The organism is Klebsiella pneumoniae complex sp. WS1778 (assembly GCF_049472055.1).
Taxonomy (GTDB): Bacteria; Pseudomonadota; Gammaproteobacteria; order Enterobacterales; family Enterobacteriaceae; genus Klebsiella; species Klebsiella quasipneumoniae.
Window position 1 is genome coordinate 445,721 of record NZ_JBKGTJ010000003.1, and the last position, 18,001, is coordinate 463,721.

Here is an 18,001-nt window from a genome sequence, read left to right on the forward strand (position 1 = left end):
CCACGCACATTATGCTCACTCGGTTGCGAGAAATAGTCGAGAAGGTCGCGAGTGCGCCGCGTTTAAACGAGGCGCTGGATATTCTGGTGACAGATGTCTGCCAGGCGATGGAGACGGAAGTCTGCTCGGTTTACCTGGCTGACAATGACCGACGCTGCTATTACCTGATGGCCACCCGCGGGTTAAAAAAACCTCGCGGGCGCACCGTTGCGCTGGCGTTCGATGAAGGCCTGGTGGGGCTGGTTGGCCGCCTGGCGGAGCCCATCAACCTCGCCGATGCGCAAAAACACCCCAGCTTCAAGTATATCCCCGCCGTCAAAGAGGACCGCTTCCGCGCCTTCCTTGGCGTGCCGATCATCCAGCGCCGCCAGCTGTTGGGCGTGCTGGTGGTCCAGCAGCGTGAGCTGCGCCAGTTTGATGAAAGCGAAGAGTCTTTCCTCGTCACCCTCGCCACCCAGATGGCGGCGATCCTCTCCCAGTCCCAGCTGAACGCCCTGTTTGGCCAGTATCGTCAGACGCGCATTCGCGCGCTGCCGGCCTCTTCCGGGGTGGCGATCGCCGAGGGCTGGATGGACGTCAGCCTGCCGCTGATGGAACAGGTGTATGAAGCCTCGACGCTGGATACCGCCTCGGAACGTGAACGCCTGACCGGCGCGCTGGAAGAAGCGGCCAACGAGTTTCGTCGCTACAGCAAACGCTACGCCGCCGGCGCGCAAAAAGAGACGGCGGCGATCTTCGATCTCTATTCGCACCTGCTCTCCGACGCCCGCCTGCGTCGCGAGCTCTTTGCCGAAGTCGACAAAGGCGCCGTCGCCGAGTGGGCGGTCAAAAAGATCATTGAGAAGTTCGCCGAACAGTTTGCCGCGTTGAGCGACGGCTATCTGAAAGAGCGGGCCGGCGACCTGCGCACGCTGGGTCAGCGTCTGCTGTTCCATCTCGACGACAGTATTCAGGGCCCCAACACCTGGCCGGCGCGCATTATCCTCGTGGCGGACGAGCTGTCGGCCACCACCCTCGCGGAAGTGCCGCAGGATCGCCTGGCCGGCGTGGTAGTGCGCGATGGCGCCGCCAACTCCCATGCCGCCATTATGGTGCGGGCCCTTGGCATCCCAACGGTGATGGGCGCCGATATTCAGCCCTCGCTGTTGCATGGCCATACGCTGATTGTCGATGGCTATCGCGGTGAGCTGCTGGTGGATCCTGAACCTGTTCTGTTACAGGAATATCAGCGCCTTATCAGTGAAGAGAACGAGCTCAGCCGCCTGGCGGAGGACGATCTCCAGCGTGCGTCGGAGTTGAAAAGCGGCGAGCGGGTAAAAGTCATGCTCAACGCCGGCTTAAGCCCGGAGCACGAAGAGAAGCTCGGCAGTTTTGTGGACGGCATTGGTCTGTACCGTACCGAAATTCCCTTTATGCTGCAGAGCGGCTTCCCCTCTGAAGAGGAGCAGGTCGCTCAGTATCAGGGCATGCTGCAGATGTTTAACAGCAAACCGGTGACCCTGCGTACCCTGGACATCGGCGCGGATAAACAGCTGCCGTACATGCCGATCAGTGAAGAGAACCCATGCCTCGGCTGGCGCGGGATCCGCATCACCCTCGATCAGCCGGAGATCTTTTTGATCCAGGTGCGGGCGATGCTGCGCGCCAACGCCGCTACTGGCAACCTCAGCATTTTGCTGCCGATGGTGACCAGTCTGGAAGAGGTCGATGAGGCCCGCCGACTGATCGACCGCGCCAGTCGGGAAGTGGAAGAGATGATCGGCTACGCCATCCCGCGTCCGCGTCTGGGGGTGATGCTGGAGGTGCCGTCGATGGTCTTTATGCTGCCGCAGCTGGCCAGCCGGATCGATTTTATCTCGGTAGGAACGAACGACCTGACCCAGTACCTGCTGGCCGTCGACCGTAACAATACCCGGGTCGCCAGCATGTATGACAGCTTGCATCCTGCGGTATTGCGGGCGCTGGCGATGATCGCTCATGACGCGGAGCGCTTTGGCATCGATCTGCGACTGTGCGGCGAGATGGCAGGCGACCCGATGTGCGTGACGATCCTTGTCGGTCTCGGTTATCGCCACCTGTCGATGAACGGCCGCTCGGTGGCGAGGGTGAAATATCTGCTGCGCCGCATCGATATCGAAGAGGCGCAGGAGCTGTCTCGTCGCAGCCTCGAAGCCCAGATGACCGCCGAGGTGCGCCATCAGGTGGCGGCCTTTATGGAGCGTCGCGGTCTCGGCGGCCTGATCCGCGGCGGGCGGTAGCGATAGCCCGGGTGAGGCGTAAGCCGTAACCCGGGAATACTCTGTTCACACCATCCGGCAAAATACAGTACAGCCGGCGAAACGGCTTCTGTTAGCATCCGTATACATATCTTTTACACGCCGGCGCGGATCGCACTCCTGGCTTATGCTATGATTCGCCTCCTTCGGCGTGCCCGTTTTAATCGGGCATGGATCATCACCGCTGTCCACTTTCGGCGGAATAACAAGTCTTTATGGTGACAGATGAATAGTGGCTACCTGCATTTTCCGGAGTTCGATCCGGTCATTTTTTCTCTAGGCCCGGTCTCCCTCCACTGGTACGGTTTGATGTACCTGGTGGGCTTTGTCTTTGCGATGTGGCTGGCCACCCGTCGGGCGAATCGTCCGGGCAGCGGCTGGACGAAAAATGAAGTGGAAAACCTGCTTTACGCGGGCTTCCTCGGCGTCTTTCTGGGCGGCCGTATCGGTTACGTGCTGTTCTACAACCTGCCGGTATTTCTTGCCGATCCGTTGTATCTGTTCCGCGTTTGGGATGGCGGTATGTCGTTCCACGGCGGCCTGATCGGCGTGATCCTGGTGATGATTATCTTCGCCAGACGCACCAAACGCACCTTCTTCCAGGTCTCCGATTTTATCGCGCCGCTGATCCCGTTTGGCCTTGGCGCCGGGCGTCTGGGCAACTTTATCAACGGCGAGCTGTGGGGCCGCGTGGACCCGAGCTTCCATTACACGATGATTTTCCCGGGCTCCCGTGCCGAAGATCTGGCGCTGCTGCCGACCCATCCGGAATGGCAATCGCTGTTTGATACCTACGGCGCGCTGCCGCGCCACGCGTCGCAGCTGTACGAGCTGGCGCTGGAAGGCGTGGTGCTGTTCCTGATCCTGAACCTGTTTATCCGTAAACCGCGCCCGACCGGTTCCGTTTCCGGCCTGTTCCTGATTGGCTACGGCCTGTTCCGCATTATCGTGGAATTCTTCCGCCAGCCCGACGCCCAGTTCACCGGCGGCTGGGTGCAGTACATCAGCATGGGGCAGATTCTTTCGATCCCGATGGTGCTTGCGGGTATCATCATGATGGTTTGGGCTTACCGCCACCGTCCGCAGCAACTGAATTCTTGAGGAACCATGAAACAGTATCTTGATTTGATGCAGAAAGTGCTCGCCGAGGGCACGCCAAAAAATGACCGCACCGGCACTGGCACGATCTCTATTTTCGGCCATCAGATGCGTTTTAACCTGCAGGAAGGCTTCCCGCTGGTGACCACCAAGCGCTGTCATTTACGCTCCATCATCCATGAACTGCTGTGGTTCCTGCAGGGCGACACCAACATCGCCTATCTGCACGACAACAACGTCACCATCTGGGACGAGTGGGCAGATGAAAATGGCGACCTGGGACCGGTCTACGGCAAACAGTGGCGTTCCTGGCCTGCGCCGGACGGTCGTCATATCGACCAGATCAGCACAGTGATGGAGCAGCTGAAAAACGACCCGGACTCCCGCCGGATCATCGTCTCGGCGTGGAACGTCGGCGAGCTGGATAAAATGGCCCTGGCGCCGTGCCACGCCTTCTTCCAGTTCTACGTCGCTGACGGCAAGCTCTCCTGCCAGCTGTATCAGCGCTCCTGCGACGTATTCCTCGGCCTGCCGTTCAACATCGCCAGCTACGCGCTGCTGGTGCATATGGTGGCGCAGCAGTGCGATCTGCAGGTCGGCGATTTCGTCTGGACCGGTGGCGACACTCATCTGTACAGCAACCATCTCGAGCAGACCAATCTGCAGCTGAGCCGCGAACCGCGTCCGCTGCCGAAGCTGGTCATCAAACGCAAGCCGGAGTCGATATTCGACTACCGCTTTGAAGACTTCGAGATTGAAGGTTACGATCCGCACCCGGGAATCAAAGCGCCGGTGGCGATTTAACCCCCTCTGCAGATATGACCAACCGGCGTCTGATGGCGCCGGTTTTTTTATGCCGTTTTCACCACCTGAATAGGGGGGGCTACCCTCGTTGCCATTACGATAGGAACGCTTCATCCCGCCCGCTGGCCGCAGGCGTTGGTGGGCGGTAAAGCTGGAAAGAGGCTCGCAAAAAAATGTTCTGCTGTTGGTCATGCAAACCTTTTTTGCGTGTCTGGCCGGGAAAGCCATTTTCCGTCGTCGCGCCAGGGCTAACCGCAGCGGCATACTCTGCGCCATGAACAGAGAACATGGTTATACCCTGATGGAAACCCTGGTGACGCTGACGTTAATGATGATCCTCAGCGTCGGCGGCCTGTACGGCTGGCAGCGCTGGCAGCAGCAGCAACGACTGTGGCAAACCGCCGTTCAGGTGCGGGATTTCCTGGTTTTCCTGCGCGATGACGCCAACGCCTACAACCGGGACCGCGTGCTTCGCGTCGGCCAGGATGAAGAGGGATGGTGCCTGAGTGCCCAGGGGGAGGGGCCGGCGTGCGCCTCCGGGTCGCCCTTAACGCTGCGCCCGCGCTGGCCGGGGATCTCGCTGGCAGGCGTCACCCCTGGCCTGGGATTCTATGGCCTGCGCAGCACCGCCTGGGCGGGGAATCTGCGTCTGCAGAGCGAGGCCGGCAGCTGGAGCATTGTGATTTCACACTGGGGGCGGATTCGTTTATGCCGCAGTAACAGCGCAGGAGGATGTCAGTGAGCCGCCGCGGATTTTCCCTCGCGGAGGCGCTTATTGCCATGGCGATAGGCTCGCTGCTGCTGATCGGCGCCTGCCGCTTTCTACCCGCTCTGCAGCGCCATATTCTGCGTCAGGGCGAACAGCTGGCCCTGGAGAACGAATTGTGGCAGCGGGTGCATGCCGTGGGGAAGCATCTGCAGCGCGCCGGATACTGCCGGGGAGTGTGCGGCGGAGCCGGGCTGGAGCTCGCCGCCGACGGCGAGTGCCTGATTGTGCGCTGGGACGCGAACAGCAATGGGACATGGGAAACCTCCCCCGCGGCAGCGGCGGAGAGCACCGGCTTTCGCCTGCGCGACGGCGCACTGGAGACTCTGCGCGGAGCCAGCGACTGCCGCGGAAGCGGATGGGAGAAAATCACCAATCCGGCCGCTATCGTGGTGACGCGCTTTGCGGTGCAGCGTCGGCTGACCGAGGGCTTCGCGCCGGAGCTGAGCGTGACGCTGGCAGCGCGCTCTGCCCGGCAGATGGGTCTGGCGGCCGAGGTGGAGCAGCGGGTGACGGGGTATAACCTGTGATCCGCCAGCGTGGAATGTCGTCGCTGTTGATGGTGCTCCTGTTGCTGACTCTCGGCAGCCTGCTCCTGGAGGGGCTTAACCTGCAGCAGCGGGCGCTGCTGGCGCAAACCGCCAGCGAAACGCAGGCGATCCGCGATACGGCGGTGGCCCATTCGGCGCTACAGTGGGGAAAACAGCAGGCCTGGTCGGCGCAGGCGCCGCTGGCCTGCCGCGAGCAGGCGCAGCAGGGCTGGCGCGCCTGTCTGCGCATCTTCGACGACGGTTCGCTGCTGCTCAGCAGCGCCAGCGGCGAGGTGCAGGTCTGGCAGTCCGGCGAGGTGCGCGGCGGGCAAGTGCATTTCTCCGCCCATGGCTGGAGCGATTTTTGCCCGCTCAGGGAGGTGAGCCTATGTCAAATGCCATGAAGCGCCAGCGGGGTTTTAGCTTGCCGGAGACCGTTCTGGCGATGGCGCTGATGGTGCTAACGGTCACCGCGCTGGGCGGCTATCAGCGCGGAATGGCGCAAGGGGTCCACCAGCTCAACCAGACGCGTCAGCTATGGCGCGACGCCTGGCGCTATAGTCAGCTCTCTGCGCCGTCTCCGCCGGCAGGCGGACAGGTAAGCCGTATGCAGACATCGGCGCAAAGATGTGTCAGCATCACGGTAACGATCAGTATGCCCGTTGCAAAGCGGGCGCAGATGACCCGGCTGCATTGCCCGGTCAGCCAGTAGTCAGGAGCAATTATGTTAAGGGTTTACCACTCAAACCGGCTGGATGTTCTCGAGGCGTTGATGGAGTTTATCGTCGAGCGCCAGCGGTTGGATGACCCTTTTCAGGCTGAAATGGTGCTGGTGCAGAGTACCGGTATGGCGCAGTGGCTGCAGATGACCCTGGCCTCGCGCTTCGGCATTGCCGCCAACATCGAGTTCCCGCTGCCGGCGAGCTTTATCTGGGATATGTTCGTGCGCGTCCTGAAGGATATCCCTGGCGAAAGCGCCTTCAGCAAGCAGAGCATGAGCTGGAAGCTGATGACTCTCCTGCCGCAGCACCTGGAAGAGGACGATTTTATCCTGCTGCGCCAGTATCTGAGCGATGACGGCGACAAGCGCAAGCTGTTTCAGCTGGCCGCCCGGGTAGCGGATCTCTATGACCAGTATCTGGTTTATCGCCCGGAATGGCTGATGCGCTGGGAGGCCGACCAGCGGGTTGACGGCCTCGGCGACGCCCAGCAGTGGCAGGCGCCGCTGTGGAAAGCGCTGGTGCGCTATACCGCCGAGCTGGGGCAGCCGCAGTGGCACCGCGCCAATCTCTATCAGCGCTTTATCAGCGCCCTGGAAAAGGCGGATGAACCGCCCGCCGGGCTGCCGTCGCGCGTCTTTATCTGTGGAATTTCCGCGCTGCCGCCGGTCTACCTACAGGCGCTGCAGGCGCTGGGTAAGCATGTCGATGTCTATGTGCTGTTCACCAACCCCTGCCGCTATTACTGGGGTGATATTAAAGATCCGGCGTTCCTGGCGAAGCTGCTATCGCGTCAGCGGCGCCATCACCGCGAGGCGCGCGCGCTACCCCTGTTTCGCGACACCGAGCAGGCGCCGGGGTTGTTTAATGACGCCGGGGAGCAGGATGTCGGCAACCCGTTGCTCGCCTCCTGGGGTAAATTGGGGCGCGATTATATCTACCTGCTGGCGGGGCTGGAGCGCTATGAGGAGCTGGACGCCTTTGTCGATATCGTTCCCGATAACCTGTTGCATAATCTACAGTCGGATATCCTGGAACTGCGCAACGCGGCGGTGGCCGGGCAGAGCGCGGAGGCTTTCGCCCACAGTCGCGACAAACGTCCGCTGGCGCAGGATGACCGCAGCCTGAGCATTCATGTCTGCCACAGTCCGCAGCGTGAAGTGGAGGTTCTGCACGATCGGCTGCTGGCGATGCTGGAGGCGGATCCGACGCTCACGCCGCGGGATATCATCGTCATGGTGGCGGATATCGACAGCTACAGCCCCTATATACAGGCGGTGTTTGGCGCCGCCAGCGGCGACCGCTGGCTGCCGTGGGCGATCTCCGATCGCCGCGCCCGCGAGTCGCACCCGGTGCTGCAGGCGTTTATCACTTTGCTCTCGCTGCCCGACAGCCGCTTCGCCAGCGAAGATGTGCTGGCGCTGCTGGACGTGCCGGTGCTGGCGGCGCGCTTTAACATCAATGAAGAGGGTCTGCGCTACCTGCGCCAGTGGGTCAACGAGTCCGGGGTCCGCTGGGGAATGGATGACGACAACGTCCGTGAGCTGGACCTGCCGGCGACCGGCCAGCACACCTGGCGGTTCGGCCTTACCCGCATGCTGCTGGGCTACGCGATGGACAGCCGGGAGGGCGAATGGCAGTCGGTGCTGCCCTATGACGAATCCAGCGGTTTGATCGCCGAGCTGGTAGGTAACCTCGCATCGCTGCTGATGCAGCTTAACCTGTGGCGACGCGGTCTCGCCCAACAGCGGCCGCTGGCGGAGTGGCTGCCGGTCTGTCGCGATCTGCTGAATGACTTTTTCCTGCCGGACAGTGAGACCGAAGCGGCGCTGGCGCTGATTGAGCAGCAGTGGCTGGCGGTGATTGATAGCGGTCTGGAGGCGCAGTATGGCGACCAGGTGCCGTTGACGCTGCTGCGCGATGAGCTGGCCCAGCGCCTCGATCAGCAACGGATCAGCCAGCGCTTTCTCGCCGGCCCGGTCAATATCTGTACCCTGATGCCGATGCGCTCTATTCCTTTCAAAGTGGTTTGCCTGCTGGGGATGAACGATGGGGTTTATCCGCGAACGCTGCCGCCGCTGGGTTTTGATTTAATGAGCCAGAAGCCGCAGCGCGGCGACCGCAGCCGGCGCGATGATGACCGCTACCTGTTCCTGGAGGCGCTGATGTCCGCCGAACAGACGCTGTATATCAGCTACATCGGCCGTTCTATCCAGGACAACAGCGAGCGCTTTCCCTCGGTGCTGGTGCAGGAGCTGGTGGATTACGTCGGCCAGAGCCACTGTCTCGCCGGCGATGAGGAGCTTGATTGCGACGCCAGCGAGGCGCGGGTTAAAGCCCACATCACCCATCTGCATACCCGCATGCCGTTCGACGTCGCTAATTTCCAGGATAACGAGAATAAGAGCTACGCCCGGGAATGGCTGGCTGCCGCCGGCCAGCAGGGGGAGGCGCATAGCGACTTCATTCAACCGCTTACCCCGCCGCCGATAGACAGCCTGCCGTTCGAGCAGCTCCTGCGCTTCTGGCAGCACCCGGTTCGCGCGTTCTTTCAGCAGCGTCTGCGGGTCAATTTCCGTGCGGAAGAGGATGATATTCCCGATGACGAGCCCTTCACCCTGGAAGGGCTGAGCCGTTATCAACTGAACCAGCAATTGCTTAATACCCTTATCGAGGAGCAGGACGTCTCGGCCATGTTCCGCCGCTTCCGCGCCGCCGGCGAGCTGCCGTATGGCGCCTTTGGCGAACTGGTGTGGGAGACGCAGCGACTGGAGATGCAGGCCCTGGCCGAGCGGGTGATGGCCGAGCGCCAGCAGGCGCAGAGCATGGAGATCGATCTCCAGTGCGGCGGCGTAAATCTGACCGGCTGGCTGCAGCAGGTGCAGCCGGACGGGCTGCTGCGCTGGCGGCCTTCGCTGCTGAGCGTCTCCCAGGGGATGCAACTTTGGCTGGAACACCTTGTCTACTGTGCCAGCGGCGGTACCGGCGAGAGCCGGCTGTTTGTGCGTAAAGAGGGAGAGTGGCGTTTTCCGCCGCTGGCGCCCGCCGAGGCGCAGGCGTACCTGAATGAGCTGGTGGATGGCTATTTGCTGGGGATGTCGCAGCCGCTGCTGCTGCTGCCGGAAAGCGGTGGCGCCTGGCTGAAAGCCTGTTATGACGCCGAAAAGGATGTCATTTTAATGGACGAAGAGACGCAGCAGAAAGCGCGGAGCAAATTCCTGCAGACCTACGAAGGTAACATGGTGGTCAGCGGGGAGGGGGCCGATATCTGGTATCAACGCCTGTGGCGTTCGCTGGAGCCGGCGCATTACGAAGAAATCATTGCCCAGACGCAGCGTTATCTGTTACCGCTATATCGTTACCATCGGTCCACACAAATTTAAATAGTATAAAAATTGCGCAGTGAATGGCGGTTCATTTATTATGCGCAACGTATCACGGACTGATGGACATAAAAGGCTGCACGCTGTGCAGCGCAAGTTTGTTAATGATGAGGTTCGTGAATGCCCCGCAGTTTATGGTTCAAGATTTTTGTTGTGCTGGCCGCCCTCTGGGCGCCGTTTAGTCAGGCCGACACCGGATGGCAGCCTGTTCAGGAGACGATCCGCAAAAGCGAAAAAGATACACGTCAGTATCAGGCGATCCGTCTTGATAACGACATGGTCGTGCTGCTGGTTTCCGATCCGCAGGCGGTGAAATCGCTGTCGGCGCTGGTGGTACCGGTGGGATCCCTGCAGGATCCGGCCGATCATCAGGGTCTGGCGCATTTTCTGGAACATATGACGCTGATGGGGTCACAAAAATATCCCCAGCCTGACAGTCTGGCAGAGTTTCTTAAACTGCACGGCGGCAGCCATAACGCCAGCACCGCGCCCTACCGCACCGCGTTCTATCTCGAAGTGGAGAATAATGCGCTGGACGGGGCCGTAGACCGCCTGGCGGATGCCATTGCCGCGCCGCTGCTGGATAAAAAATATGCCGACCGCGAACGTAACGCGGTCAACGCCGAGCTAACCATGGCCCGGACGCGAGACGGGATGCGCATGGCCCAGGTCAGCGCAGAAACCATTAACCCGGCTCACCCGGCGGCCCACTTTTCTGGCGGCAACCTCGAGACGCTCAGCGATAAGCCCGGCAGCCCGGTACTTGATGCGCTGCATACCTTCCGCGATAGCTGGTACTCCGCCAATCTGATGAAGGCGGTGATCTACAGCAACAAGCCGTTGCCGGAGCTGGCGCGCATGGCCGCTGACACCTTTGGCCGCGTGCCGAATCGTCAAATCAGCAGGCCGGAAATAAGCGTGCCGGTGGTAACCGATGCGCAAAAAGGCATCATTATTCACTATGTGCCGGCGATGCCGCGTAAAGTGCTGCGCGTCGAGTTTCGCATCGACAACAACAGCGATCGCTTCCGCAGCAAAACCGATGAGCTGGTCACTTACCTGATCGGCAACCGCAGTCCGGGGACGCTCTCCGACTGGCTGCAAAAGCAGGGACTGGCGGAAGGCATTCGCGCGGATTCTGACCCGGTGGTGAACGGCAACAGCGGCGTGCTGGCGATATCTGCCACCCTCACCGATAAAGGCCTGGCGCACCGCGACGAAGTGACGGCGGCCATATTCAGCTACCTCAACCTCCTGCGTACCCAGGGCGTCGACAAACGTTACTTTGACGAGCTGGCGCATGTGCTGGCGCTGGATTTCCGCTATCCGTCGATCAACCGTGATATGGATTACGTGGAATGGCTGGCGGATACCATGATCCGGGTGCCGGTCGAGCATGCGCTGGACGTGGTCAACATTGCCGATCGGTACGACCCGCAGGCGATTAAAGACCGGCTGGCGATGATGACCCCGCAGAACGCGCGCATCTGGTATATCAGCCCGCAGGAACCGCATAACAAGACCGCCTATTTTGTCGATGCGCCGTATCAGGTGGATAAGATTAGCGAGCAGACCTTCGCTGACTGGCAGCAAAAAGCGCAGGCCATCAAGCTGCAGCTGCCGGTGCTCAACCCCTATATTCCGGATGATTTCACCCTCATCAAAAGCGATAAAGCCTGGCCGCACCCGCAGCTGATCCTCGATGAACCGACGTTGCGGGTGGTTTATGCCCCGAGCCAGTATTTCGCCAGCGAACCGAAGGCGGATATCTCCCTGGTGCTGCGTAATCCCCAGGCGATGGACAGCGCTCGCCGGCAGGTGATGTTTGCCCTCAATGATTATCTCGCCGGCATCGCCCTCGATCAGCTTAGTAACCAGGCGGCGGTCGGCGGCATTTCGTTCTCCACCGGCGCCAATAATGGGTTAATGGTCAATGCCAACGGCTACACCCAGCACCTGCCGGCGCTGTTCAGCGACCTGCTGCAGGGGTACTTCAGCTATACGCCGACCGAGGAGCAGCTGGAGCAGGCCAAATCGTGGTATGCGCAAATGATGGACTCCGCTGAGAAGGGCAAAGCCTACGATCAGGCGATAATGCCGATCCAGATGGTCTCCCAGGTTCCGTATTTCCAGCGCGAAGTACGCCGGGCGTTGCTGCCTTCCATCACCTTGCAGGAGGTGCTCGACTACCGCGCCAACCTGAAAACCAAGGGACGCCCTGAACTGATGGTGATCGGCAATATGTCCGCCGATGCCGCCACGACGCTGGCTCGCCAGATCCAGCAGCAGCTGGGCGCTGACGGCAACGAATGGTGCCGCAATAAAGATGTAGTGGTGAACCGGCAGCAGCTGGCGATCTTCAACAAAGCGGGCAACAGCACCGACTCTGCGCTGGCCGCGGTGTTCGCACCGCCCAACGTGGATGAGTTCAGCAGCACCGCCGCCAGCACCCTGCTGGGACAGATTATTCAGCCGTGGTTCTATAACCAGCTGCGTACCGAAGAGCAGCTCGGCTACGCGGTCTTTGCCTTCCCGATGAACGTGGGACGTCAGTGGGGCATGGGCTTCCTGCTGCAAAGTAGCGATAAGCAGCCGGCTTTCCTCTGGCAGCGGTTCCAGGCCTTCTTCCCCACCGCGGAGGCGAAGCTGCGGGCGATGAAGCCGGAAGAGTTTGCCCAGCTCCAGCAGGCGGTGATAAGCCAGATGATGCAGGCGCCGCAGACGCTGGGCGAAGAGGCATCGAAACTGAGCAAAGATTTCGATCGCGGTAATATGCGTTTTGATTCACGTGATAAAGTAGTGGCTCAGATTAAACTGCTGACGCCGCAAAAACTTGCTGACTTCTTCCATCAGACGGTGGTGGAGCCGCAGGGCATGACGATATTGTCCCAGATTTCCGGTAGCCAGAATGGCAAAGCGGACTATGCCCAGCCGGCAGGCGGCAAAGTGTGGGAAAACGTCAGCGCATTGCAGCAATCCTTACCCCTGATGCGAGAGAATGAATGACCGACACCGCTGAGTCTTTGGATCCCCTGCGCTTGCCCTTGAGGGGCGAGCGCCTGATAGAAGCCTCTGCGGGCACCGGAAAAACCTTTACCATCGCCGCGCTGTATCTGCGGCTGCTGCTGGGGCTGGGCGGCGAGGCAGCCTATCCCCGCGCCATCAGCGTTGAAGAACTGCTGGTGGTGACCTTTACCGAGGCGGCGACCGAAGAGCTGCGCGGGCGTATCCGCAGCAACATCCACGAGCTGCGCATCGCCTGTATGCGCGGTGAATCCGATAACCCGCTCTACAGCGCGCTGCTGGCGGAGATCGTCGATAAAGACGACGCCGTAAAGACATTGCTGCTGGCTGAACGGCAGATGGACGAGGCGGCGGTGTTCACCATCCACGGTTTTTGCCAGCGGATGCTGAGCCTTAACGCCTTCGAATCGGGCATGCTGTTCGAGCAGCAGCTGATAGAGGATGAATCCCGCCTGCGCTATCAGGCCTGCGCCGACTTCTGGCGCCGTCACTGTTATCCGCTGACCCGCGATATCGCGGCGGTGATCCACGATGTCTGGAAAGGGCCGCGCGATCTGCTGAAGTCCCTTGACCGCTGGCTGCAGGGCGAAGCGCCGCAGCTTAAGTCGCCGCCAGCCGCCGACGAGACGCTGGCCGAACGCCATCAGCAAATCATCGACCGCATTGACTCGCTCAAGCAGCAGTGGCGCGAGCAGGTGGGCGAGATCGAAGGCGTGCTTGAAGATTCGGGTCTTGACCGGCGGAAGTTCAATCGCGGCAACCAGGGCAAATGGCTTGAGAAAGTGACCGCCTGGGCGCAGGAAGAGACGTTGAGCTATCAGTTACCCGACGCGCTGGAAAAATTTGCCCAGTCGTTTCTGCTTGAGCGTACCAAAGCCGGTGGCGAACCGCCCGTACATCCTCTGTTTAGCGCCGTAGAATCGCTGCTGGCCTCGTCGCTGACGCTCACCGATCTGGTGCTGGCGAGAGCGATGGTCGAGATCCGCGATGCGGTCGCGCGCGAAAAGCGCCGCCGCGGCGAGCTGGGGTTTGACGATATGCTCAGCCGGCTTGACGAGGCGCTGCGCGGCGACAGCGGCGAGGCGCTGGCCAGCGCCATTCGCCAGCGTTTTCCGGTGGCGATGATCGACGAATTTCAGGATACCGACCCCCAACAGTACCGGATTTTCCGCCGTATCTGGCGCCAGCAGCCGGAGACGGCGCTGCTGCTGATCGGCGATCCGAAGCAGGCCATCTACGCCTTTCGCGGCGCCGATATCTTTACCTATATGAAAGCGCGCGGCGACGTTGCTGCGCACTACACGCTAGACACCAACTGGCGCTCCTCGCCGGGCATGGTGGGCAGCGTCAACCGGCTGTTCAGCCTCAGTGATAACCCCTTCATGTTTCGCGAGATCCCGTTCCTGCCGGTGAAGGCGGCGGCGAAGAACCAGGGGCTGCGCTTTACCGTTGACGCGGCGGACGTACCGGCGATGAACGTCTGGTTGATGCCCGGCGACACCGTGGGCGCCGGCGATTATCAGACGTTTATGGCGCAGCTCTGCGCCACGCAGATCCGCGACTGGCTAAGCGCTGGTCAGCAGGGGCGCGCGCTGCTGTGGCGTGGGGAAACCTCGCGCCCGGTGCAGGCTTCGGATATTACCGTGCTGGTGCGCAACCGGCTGGAGGCGGCGCAGGTGCGTGAAGCGCTGCAGGCGCTGGGCATCCCTTCGGTCTACCTCTCCAACCGCGACAGCGTTTTTGAGACGCTGGAGGCCCAGGAGCTGCTCTGGCTGCTGCAGGCGGTGTTGTCCCCGGAGCGGGAAAATACCCTGCGCAGCGCGCTGGCGACCTCGATGTTTGGCCTGACCGCGCTGGATATTGAAAATCTCAATCAAGATGAGCAGGCGTGGGACGCGCTGGTGGAGGAGTTCAGTGAATACCGCCAGATCTGGCGTCAGCGCGGGGTGATGCCGATGCTGCGGGCGCTGATGACGGCCCGGCATATCGCCGAGAACCTGCTGGCGACCCGGGGCGGCGAGCGGCGCTTAACCGACATATTGCACATCAGCGAACTGCTGCAGGAGGCGGCCAGCCAGCTGGAAAGCGAGCATGCCCTGGTGCGCTGGCTGACGCAGCATATCGCCGAGCCGGACAGCAACGCTGCCAGCCAGCAGATGCGTCTGGAAAGCGATAAGCACCTGGTGCAAATCGTCACTATTCATAAGTCAAAAGGGCTGGAATATCCCCTGGTCTGGCTGCCGTTTATCGCCCGGTTTCGCAAACAGGACCAGGCGTTCTATCACGATCGCGAGACGTTCGCGGCGGTGCTGGATCTGGGCCAGGATGAGGCCAGCCTCGAACTGGCGGAGGCGGAACGGCTGGCGGAAGATCTGCGCCTGCTGTACGTCGCCTTGACCCGCGCGGTCTGGCACTGCAGCCTCGGCGTAGCGCCCCTCAGCAGCCGAAAGTCCGGCAACAGCGATTTTCATCTAAGCGCCCTGGGGCGGCTGCTGCAGGCGGGCGAAGCCATGGATGCCGCCGGGCTGGCCGCGCGCTTAGCGGACTTCTGCCATGGCGATATTGCATTGCAGAGGCCGGGCGAGCTGGATCTGACCCCGTGGCAGGCGCCGGCGGCGAGCATCCCCCCGCTATCGGCGCGCGAGCTGCAGCGCCGCATCGCCGATGACTGGCGGGTAACCAGCTATTCCGGTCTGCAGCAGCATGGCTTCAGCAGCGGGCAGGATCTGCTGCCACGTCTGGATATCGATGCCGTCGGCGTCGGCGAGGTGGTGGAAGAGCCGCAGCTGACCCCGCACCAGTTCCCGCGCGGCGCTGCGCCGGGGACCTTCCTGCACAGTCTGTTTGAGGAACTGGACTTTACCCAGCCGGTGCCGGACGGATGGATGGCGGAGAAACTGCAGCTGAGCGGATTTGACGCACAGTGGGCGCCGGTGCTGACCGACTGGCTGGGGGGCGTGCTGAAGACCCGCCTGCCGGGGCCGGATATCGCGCTCAATCAGCTTGCGGCGCGGGATAAACAGGTGGAAATGGCATTTTACCTGCCCATTGCGCAGCTGCTGACGGCGGAGCGCCTTGATGCGCTTATCCGCCAGTACGATCCCCTTTCCGCCGACACGCCGCCGCTGGATTTCCGCCAGGTGCGCGGCATGCTGAAGGGTTTTATCGATCTGGTCTTCCGCCACGAAGGCCGCTATTACCTGCTGGATTACAAATCCAACTGGCTGGGGGAAGATCGCGAGGCCTATACCCGGCCGGCGATGGAGCAGGCGATGCGGGCCCACCGCTACGATCTGCAGTATCAGCTGTACAGCCTGGCGCTGCACCGCTATCTGCGCCACCGGCTGGCCGATTACGACTATGACCGCCACTTCGGCGGCGTGATTTATCTCTTCCTGCGCGGCATGGACGGTCAGGAGGGGGGGCAGGGGATCTTCACTACCCGGCCGGTGCGACCGCTGATTGACGGTCTGGATCAGCTTTTTGCCGGAGAAACTCAGGAGGAGGCCTCATGACTTTTGATCAACTACTGCTGGCGGCGGTGGAGCAGCGTCTGCTGCGGCCGCTGGACGTCCAGTTTGCCCTGATGGTGGCGCAAAACGACCCGCCGGCGGTCAAGCTGGCGGCGGCCTTGCTGAGCCGTGATGCCGGAGAGGGGCACGTGTGCCTGCCGCTCTCGCGGCTGAGCGGCGACGAGGTGCTGAGCGGGAAAGCGGGGGAGATCCGCGATCGGCTGCTGGCCGACGCCGGCGCGCCGGAGGACTGGCCCGCGCTGCTGCTCGCTTCGTCGGCGGTGAGCTGCGGCGATGCCCCGGCGCCGATGATTTTATGCGGCGACCGGCTCTATCTGAACCGGATGTGGCGCAACGAGCTGACCGTCGCCCGCTTCTTCAACGAAGCCAATCGGGTGCTGGAGATGGATGAGGCCCGGCTGGCGGCAACCCTCAATGCCCTGTTCCCTGCTACCGGCGAAACCGACTGGCAAAAAGTTGCCGCGGCGGTGGCGCTGACCCGCCGCATCTCGGTGATCTCCGGCGGTCCCGGGACCGGGAAGACCACCACCGTGGCCAAACTTCTGGCGGCGCTGATCCAGATTGAAGATAGTCCGCGCTGTCGTATTCGTCTGGCGGCGCCGACGGGGAAAGCGGCGGCGCGCCTGACCGAATCGCTGGGCGCGGCGCTGAGAAAACTGCCGCTGACCGACGCGCAGAAAGCGTTGATTCCCACCGAGGCCAGCACGCTGCATCGTCTGCTGGGCGCCCAGCCAGGCAGCCAGCGCATGCGCTATCACGCCGGCAACCCGCTGCATCTCGACGTGCTGGTGGTGGATGAAGCCTCGATGATCGACCTGCCGATGATGTCGCGGCTCATCGACGCGCTGCCGGCTCACGGGCGGGTGATCTTCCTCGGCGATCGTGACCAGCTGGCCTCCGTAGAAGCGGGGGCGGTGCTGGGCGATATCTGCGCCTGGGCGAGCTCGGGCTACACCGCCGCGCGGGCGCAGGAGCTGACCCGGCTGACCGGTTCGCCGGTACCAGCGGGCGAGGGGGCTATCGCTGGCGCGCTGAGAGACAGCTTGTGCCTGCTGCAAAAGAGCTATCGCTTCGGCAGTCACTCCGGCATCGGGAGCCTGGCGCGGGCGGTGAACGCTGGCGCGCGCGCGGAGATGAAGGCCACGCTGCGCCAGCCGTTTGACGATATCGCGCTTCATCCCCTCAGTACGACCGAAGAGTACGAAGCCATGCTCGGCGCGGCCCAGCAGGGCTATGAGCGCTACCTGCAGCTGCGCCGCGAGCGGGCGGAACCGCAGGCCATGCTGGCCGCCTTCAGCGAGTTTCAGCTGCTGTGCGCGCTGCGGGAAGGGCCGTACGGCGTGAGCGGCGTCAATGAACGGCTGGAGCAGCGGCTCAACCGCCAGCGGGCGATCGCCCTGCCGCGCCACTCCCGCTGGTATGACGGCCGGCCGATTATGATCGCGCGCAACGACAGCGCGCTGGGGCTGTTTAACGGCGATATCGGCATCGCCCTGGAGCGCAACGGCGAGCTGCGGGTATGGTTCCTGATGCCCGACGGCGCCATCAAGTCGGTGCAGCCGAGCCGCCTGCCGGAGCATGACACCGCCTGGGCGATGACCGTGCATAAATCGCAGGGCTCCGAGTTCGACCATGCGGCGCTGATCCTGCCGGCGCGCAGCGTTCCTCTGGTGACACGCGAACTGGTCTATACCGCGATCACCCGCGCAAAACGGCGATTGTCGCTCTATGCCGACGAGCAGGTGCTCTCCCAGGCCATTGTGACCCGCACCGAGCGGCGCAGCGGCCTGGCGGAGATTTTCGCCGGGCGTGAAGCCCCCTGAGACGCCGGGTCCGGGCGATGGAAAATGCTGCAGCCGTTGCCCGGG

Annotated in this window: 11 protein-coding genes; all 11 read left to right on the top strand. The window is 62.2% G+C overall.

The window, feature by feature from the left end:
* Positions 1-11: 11 nt before the first annotated feature.
* The 11 genes from ptsP (at position 12) to recD (ending at position 17,956) form a co-directional block, all read left to right on the top strand.
* Positions 12-2,258 carry a phosphoenolpyruvate--protein phosphotransferase gene (gene ptsP, locus ACLEXF_RS16750; protein ID WP_004205444.1) on the top strand — a complete coding sequence of 749 codons (2,247 nt, stop codon included), beginning with the start codon at positions 12-14 and terminating at the stop codon, positions 2,256-2,258.
* Positions 2,259-2,501: 243 nt separating this feature from the next.
* Positions 2,502-3,377 (top strand): prolipoprotein diacylglyceryl transferase, encoded by an 876-nt coding sequence (gene lgt, locus ACLEXF_RS16755; RefSeq protein WP_004205445.1) that lies wholly within the window; start codon positions 2,502-2,504, stop codon positions 3,375-3,377.
* A 6-nt stretch (positions 3,378-3,383) separates the two neighbouring features.
* A complete protein-coding gene (gene thyA / locus ACLEXF_RS16760) occupies positions 3,384-4,178 on the top strand; it encodes a thymidylate synthase (protein ID WP_108433612.1) in 795 nt (264 codons plus the stop codon).
* Between the two features lie 190 nt (positions 4,179-4,368).
* Positions 4,369-4,920, top strand: a complete 552-nt coding sequence (locus ACLEXF_RS16765) for a prepilin peptidase-dependent protein (protein WP_423265791.1) — start codon at positions 4,369-4,371, stop codon at positions 4,918-4,920.
* A complete protein-coding gene (locus ACLEXF_RS16770; RefSeq protein WP_023319075.1) occupies positions 4,917-5,474 on the top strand; it encodes a prepilin peptidase-dependent protein in 558 nt (185 codons plus the stop codon). Before ACLEXF_RS16765 ends, ACLEXF_RS16770 begins: the two co-directional genes overlap by 4 nt.
* Positions 5,471-5,878 (top strand): DUF2509 family protein, encoded by a 408-nt coding sequence (locus tag ACLEXF_RS16775; RefSeq protein ID WP_032426115.1) that lies wholly within the window; start codon positions 5,471-5,473, stop codon positions 5,876-5,878. Before ACLEXF_RS16770 ends, ACLEXF_RS16775 begins: the two co-directional genes overlap by 4 nt.
* Entirely contained in the window at positions 5,863-6,186 is a 324-nt protein-coding gene (locus ACLEXF_RS16780) for a prepilin-type N-terminal cleavage/methylation domain-containing protein (protein WP_023319073.1), read from the top strand. The genes ACLEXF_RS16775 and ACLEXF_RS16780 overlap by 16 nt, the downstream gene beginning before the upstream one ends.
* A 12-nt stretch (positions 6,187-6,198) precedes the next feature.
* Entirely contained in the window at positions 6,199-9,576 is a 3,378-nt protein-coding gene (gene recC, locus ACLEXF_RS16785) for an exodeoxyribonuclease V subunit gamma (protein ID WP_053809982.1), read from the top strand.
* Between the two features lie 120 nt (positions 9,577-9,696).
* Positions 9,697-12,582: a pitrilysin gene (gene ptrA / locus ACLEXF_RS16790; protein WP_230354723.1), complete on the top strand. Its 2,886-nt coding sequence runs from the start codon at positions 9,697-9,699 to the stop codon at positions 12,580-12,582.
* Complete coding sequence (gene recB, locus ACLEXF_RS16795) at positions 12,579-16,115, top strand: exodeoxyribonuclease V subunit beta (protein WP_117131814.1); 3,537 nt, start codon at positions 12,579-12,581, stop codon at positions 16,113-16,115. Before ptrA ends, recB begins: the two co-directional genes overlap by 4 nt.
* A complete protein-coding gene (gene recD, locus ACLEXF_RS16800; RefSeq protein ID WP_135711827.1) occupies positions 16,112-17,956 on the top strand; it encodes an exodeoxyribonuclease V subunit alpha in 1,845 nt (614 codons plus the stop codon). Before recB ends, recD begins: the two co-directional genes overlap by 4 nt.
* Positions 17,957-18,001 lie beyond the last annotated feature (45 nt).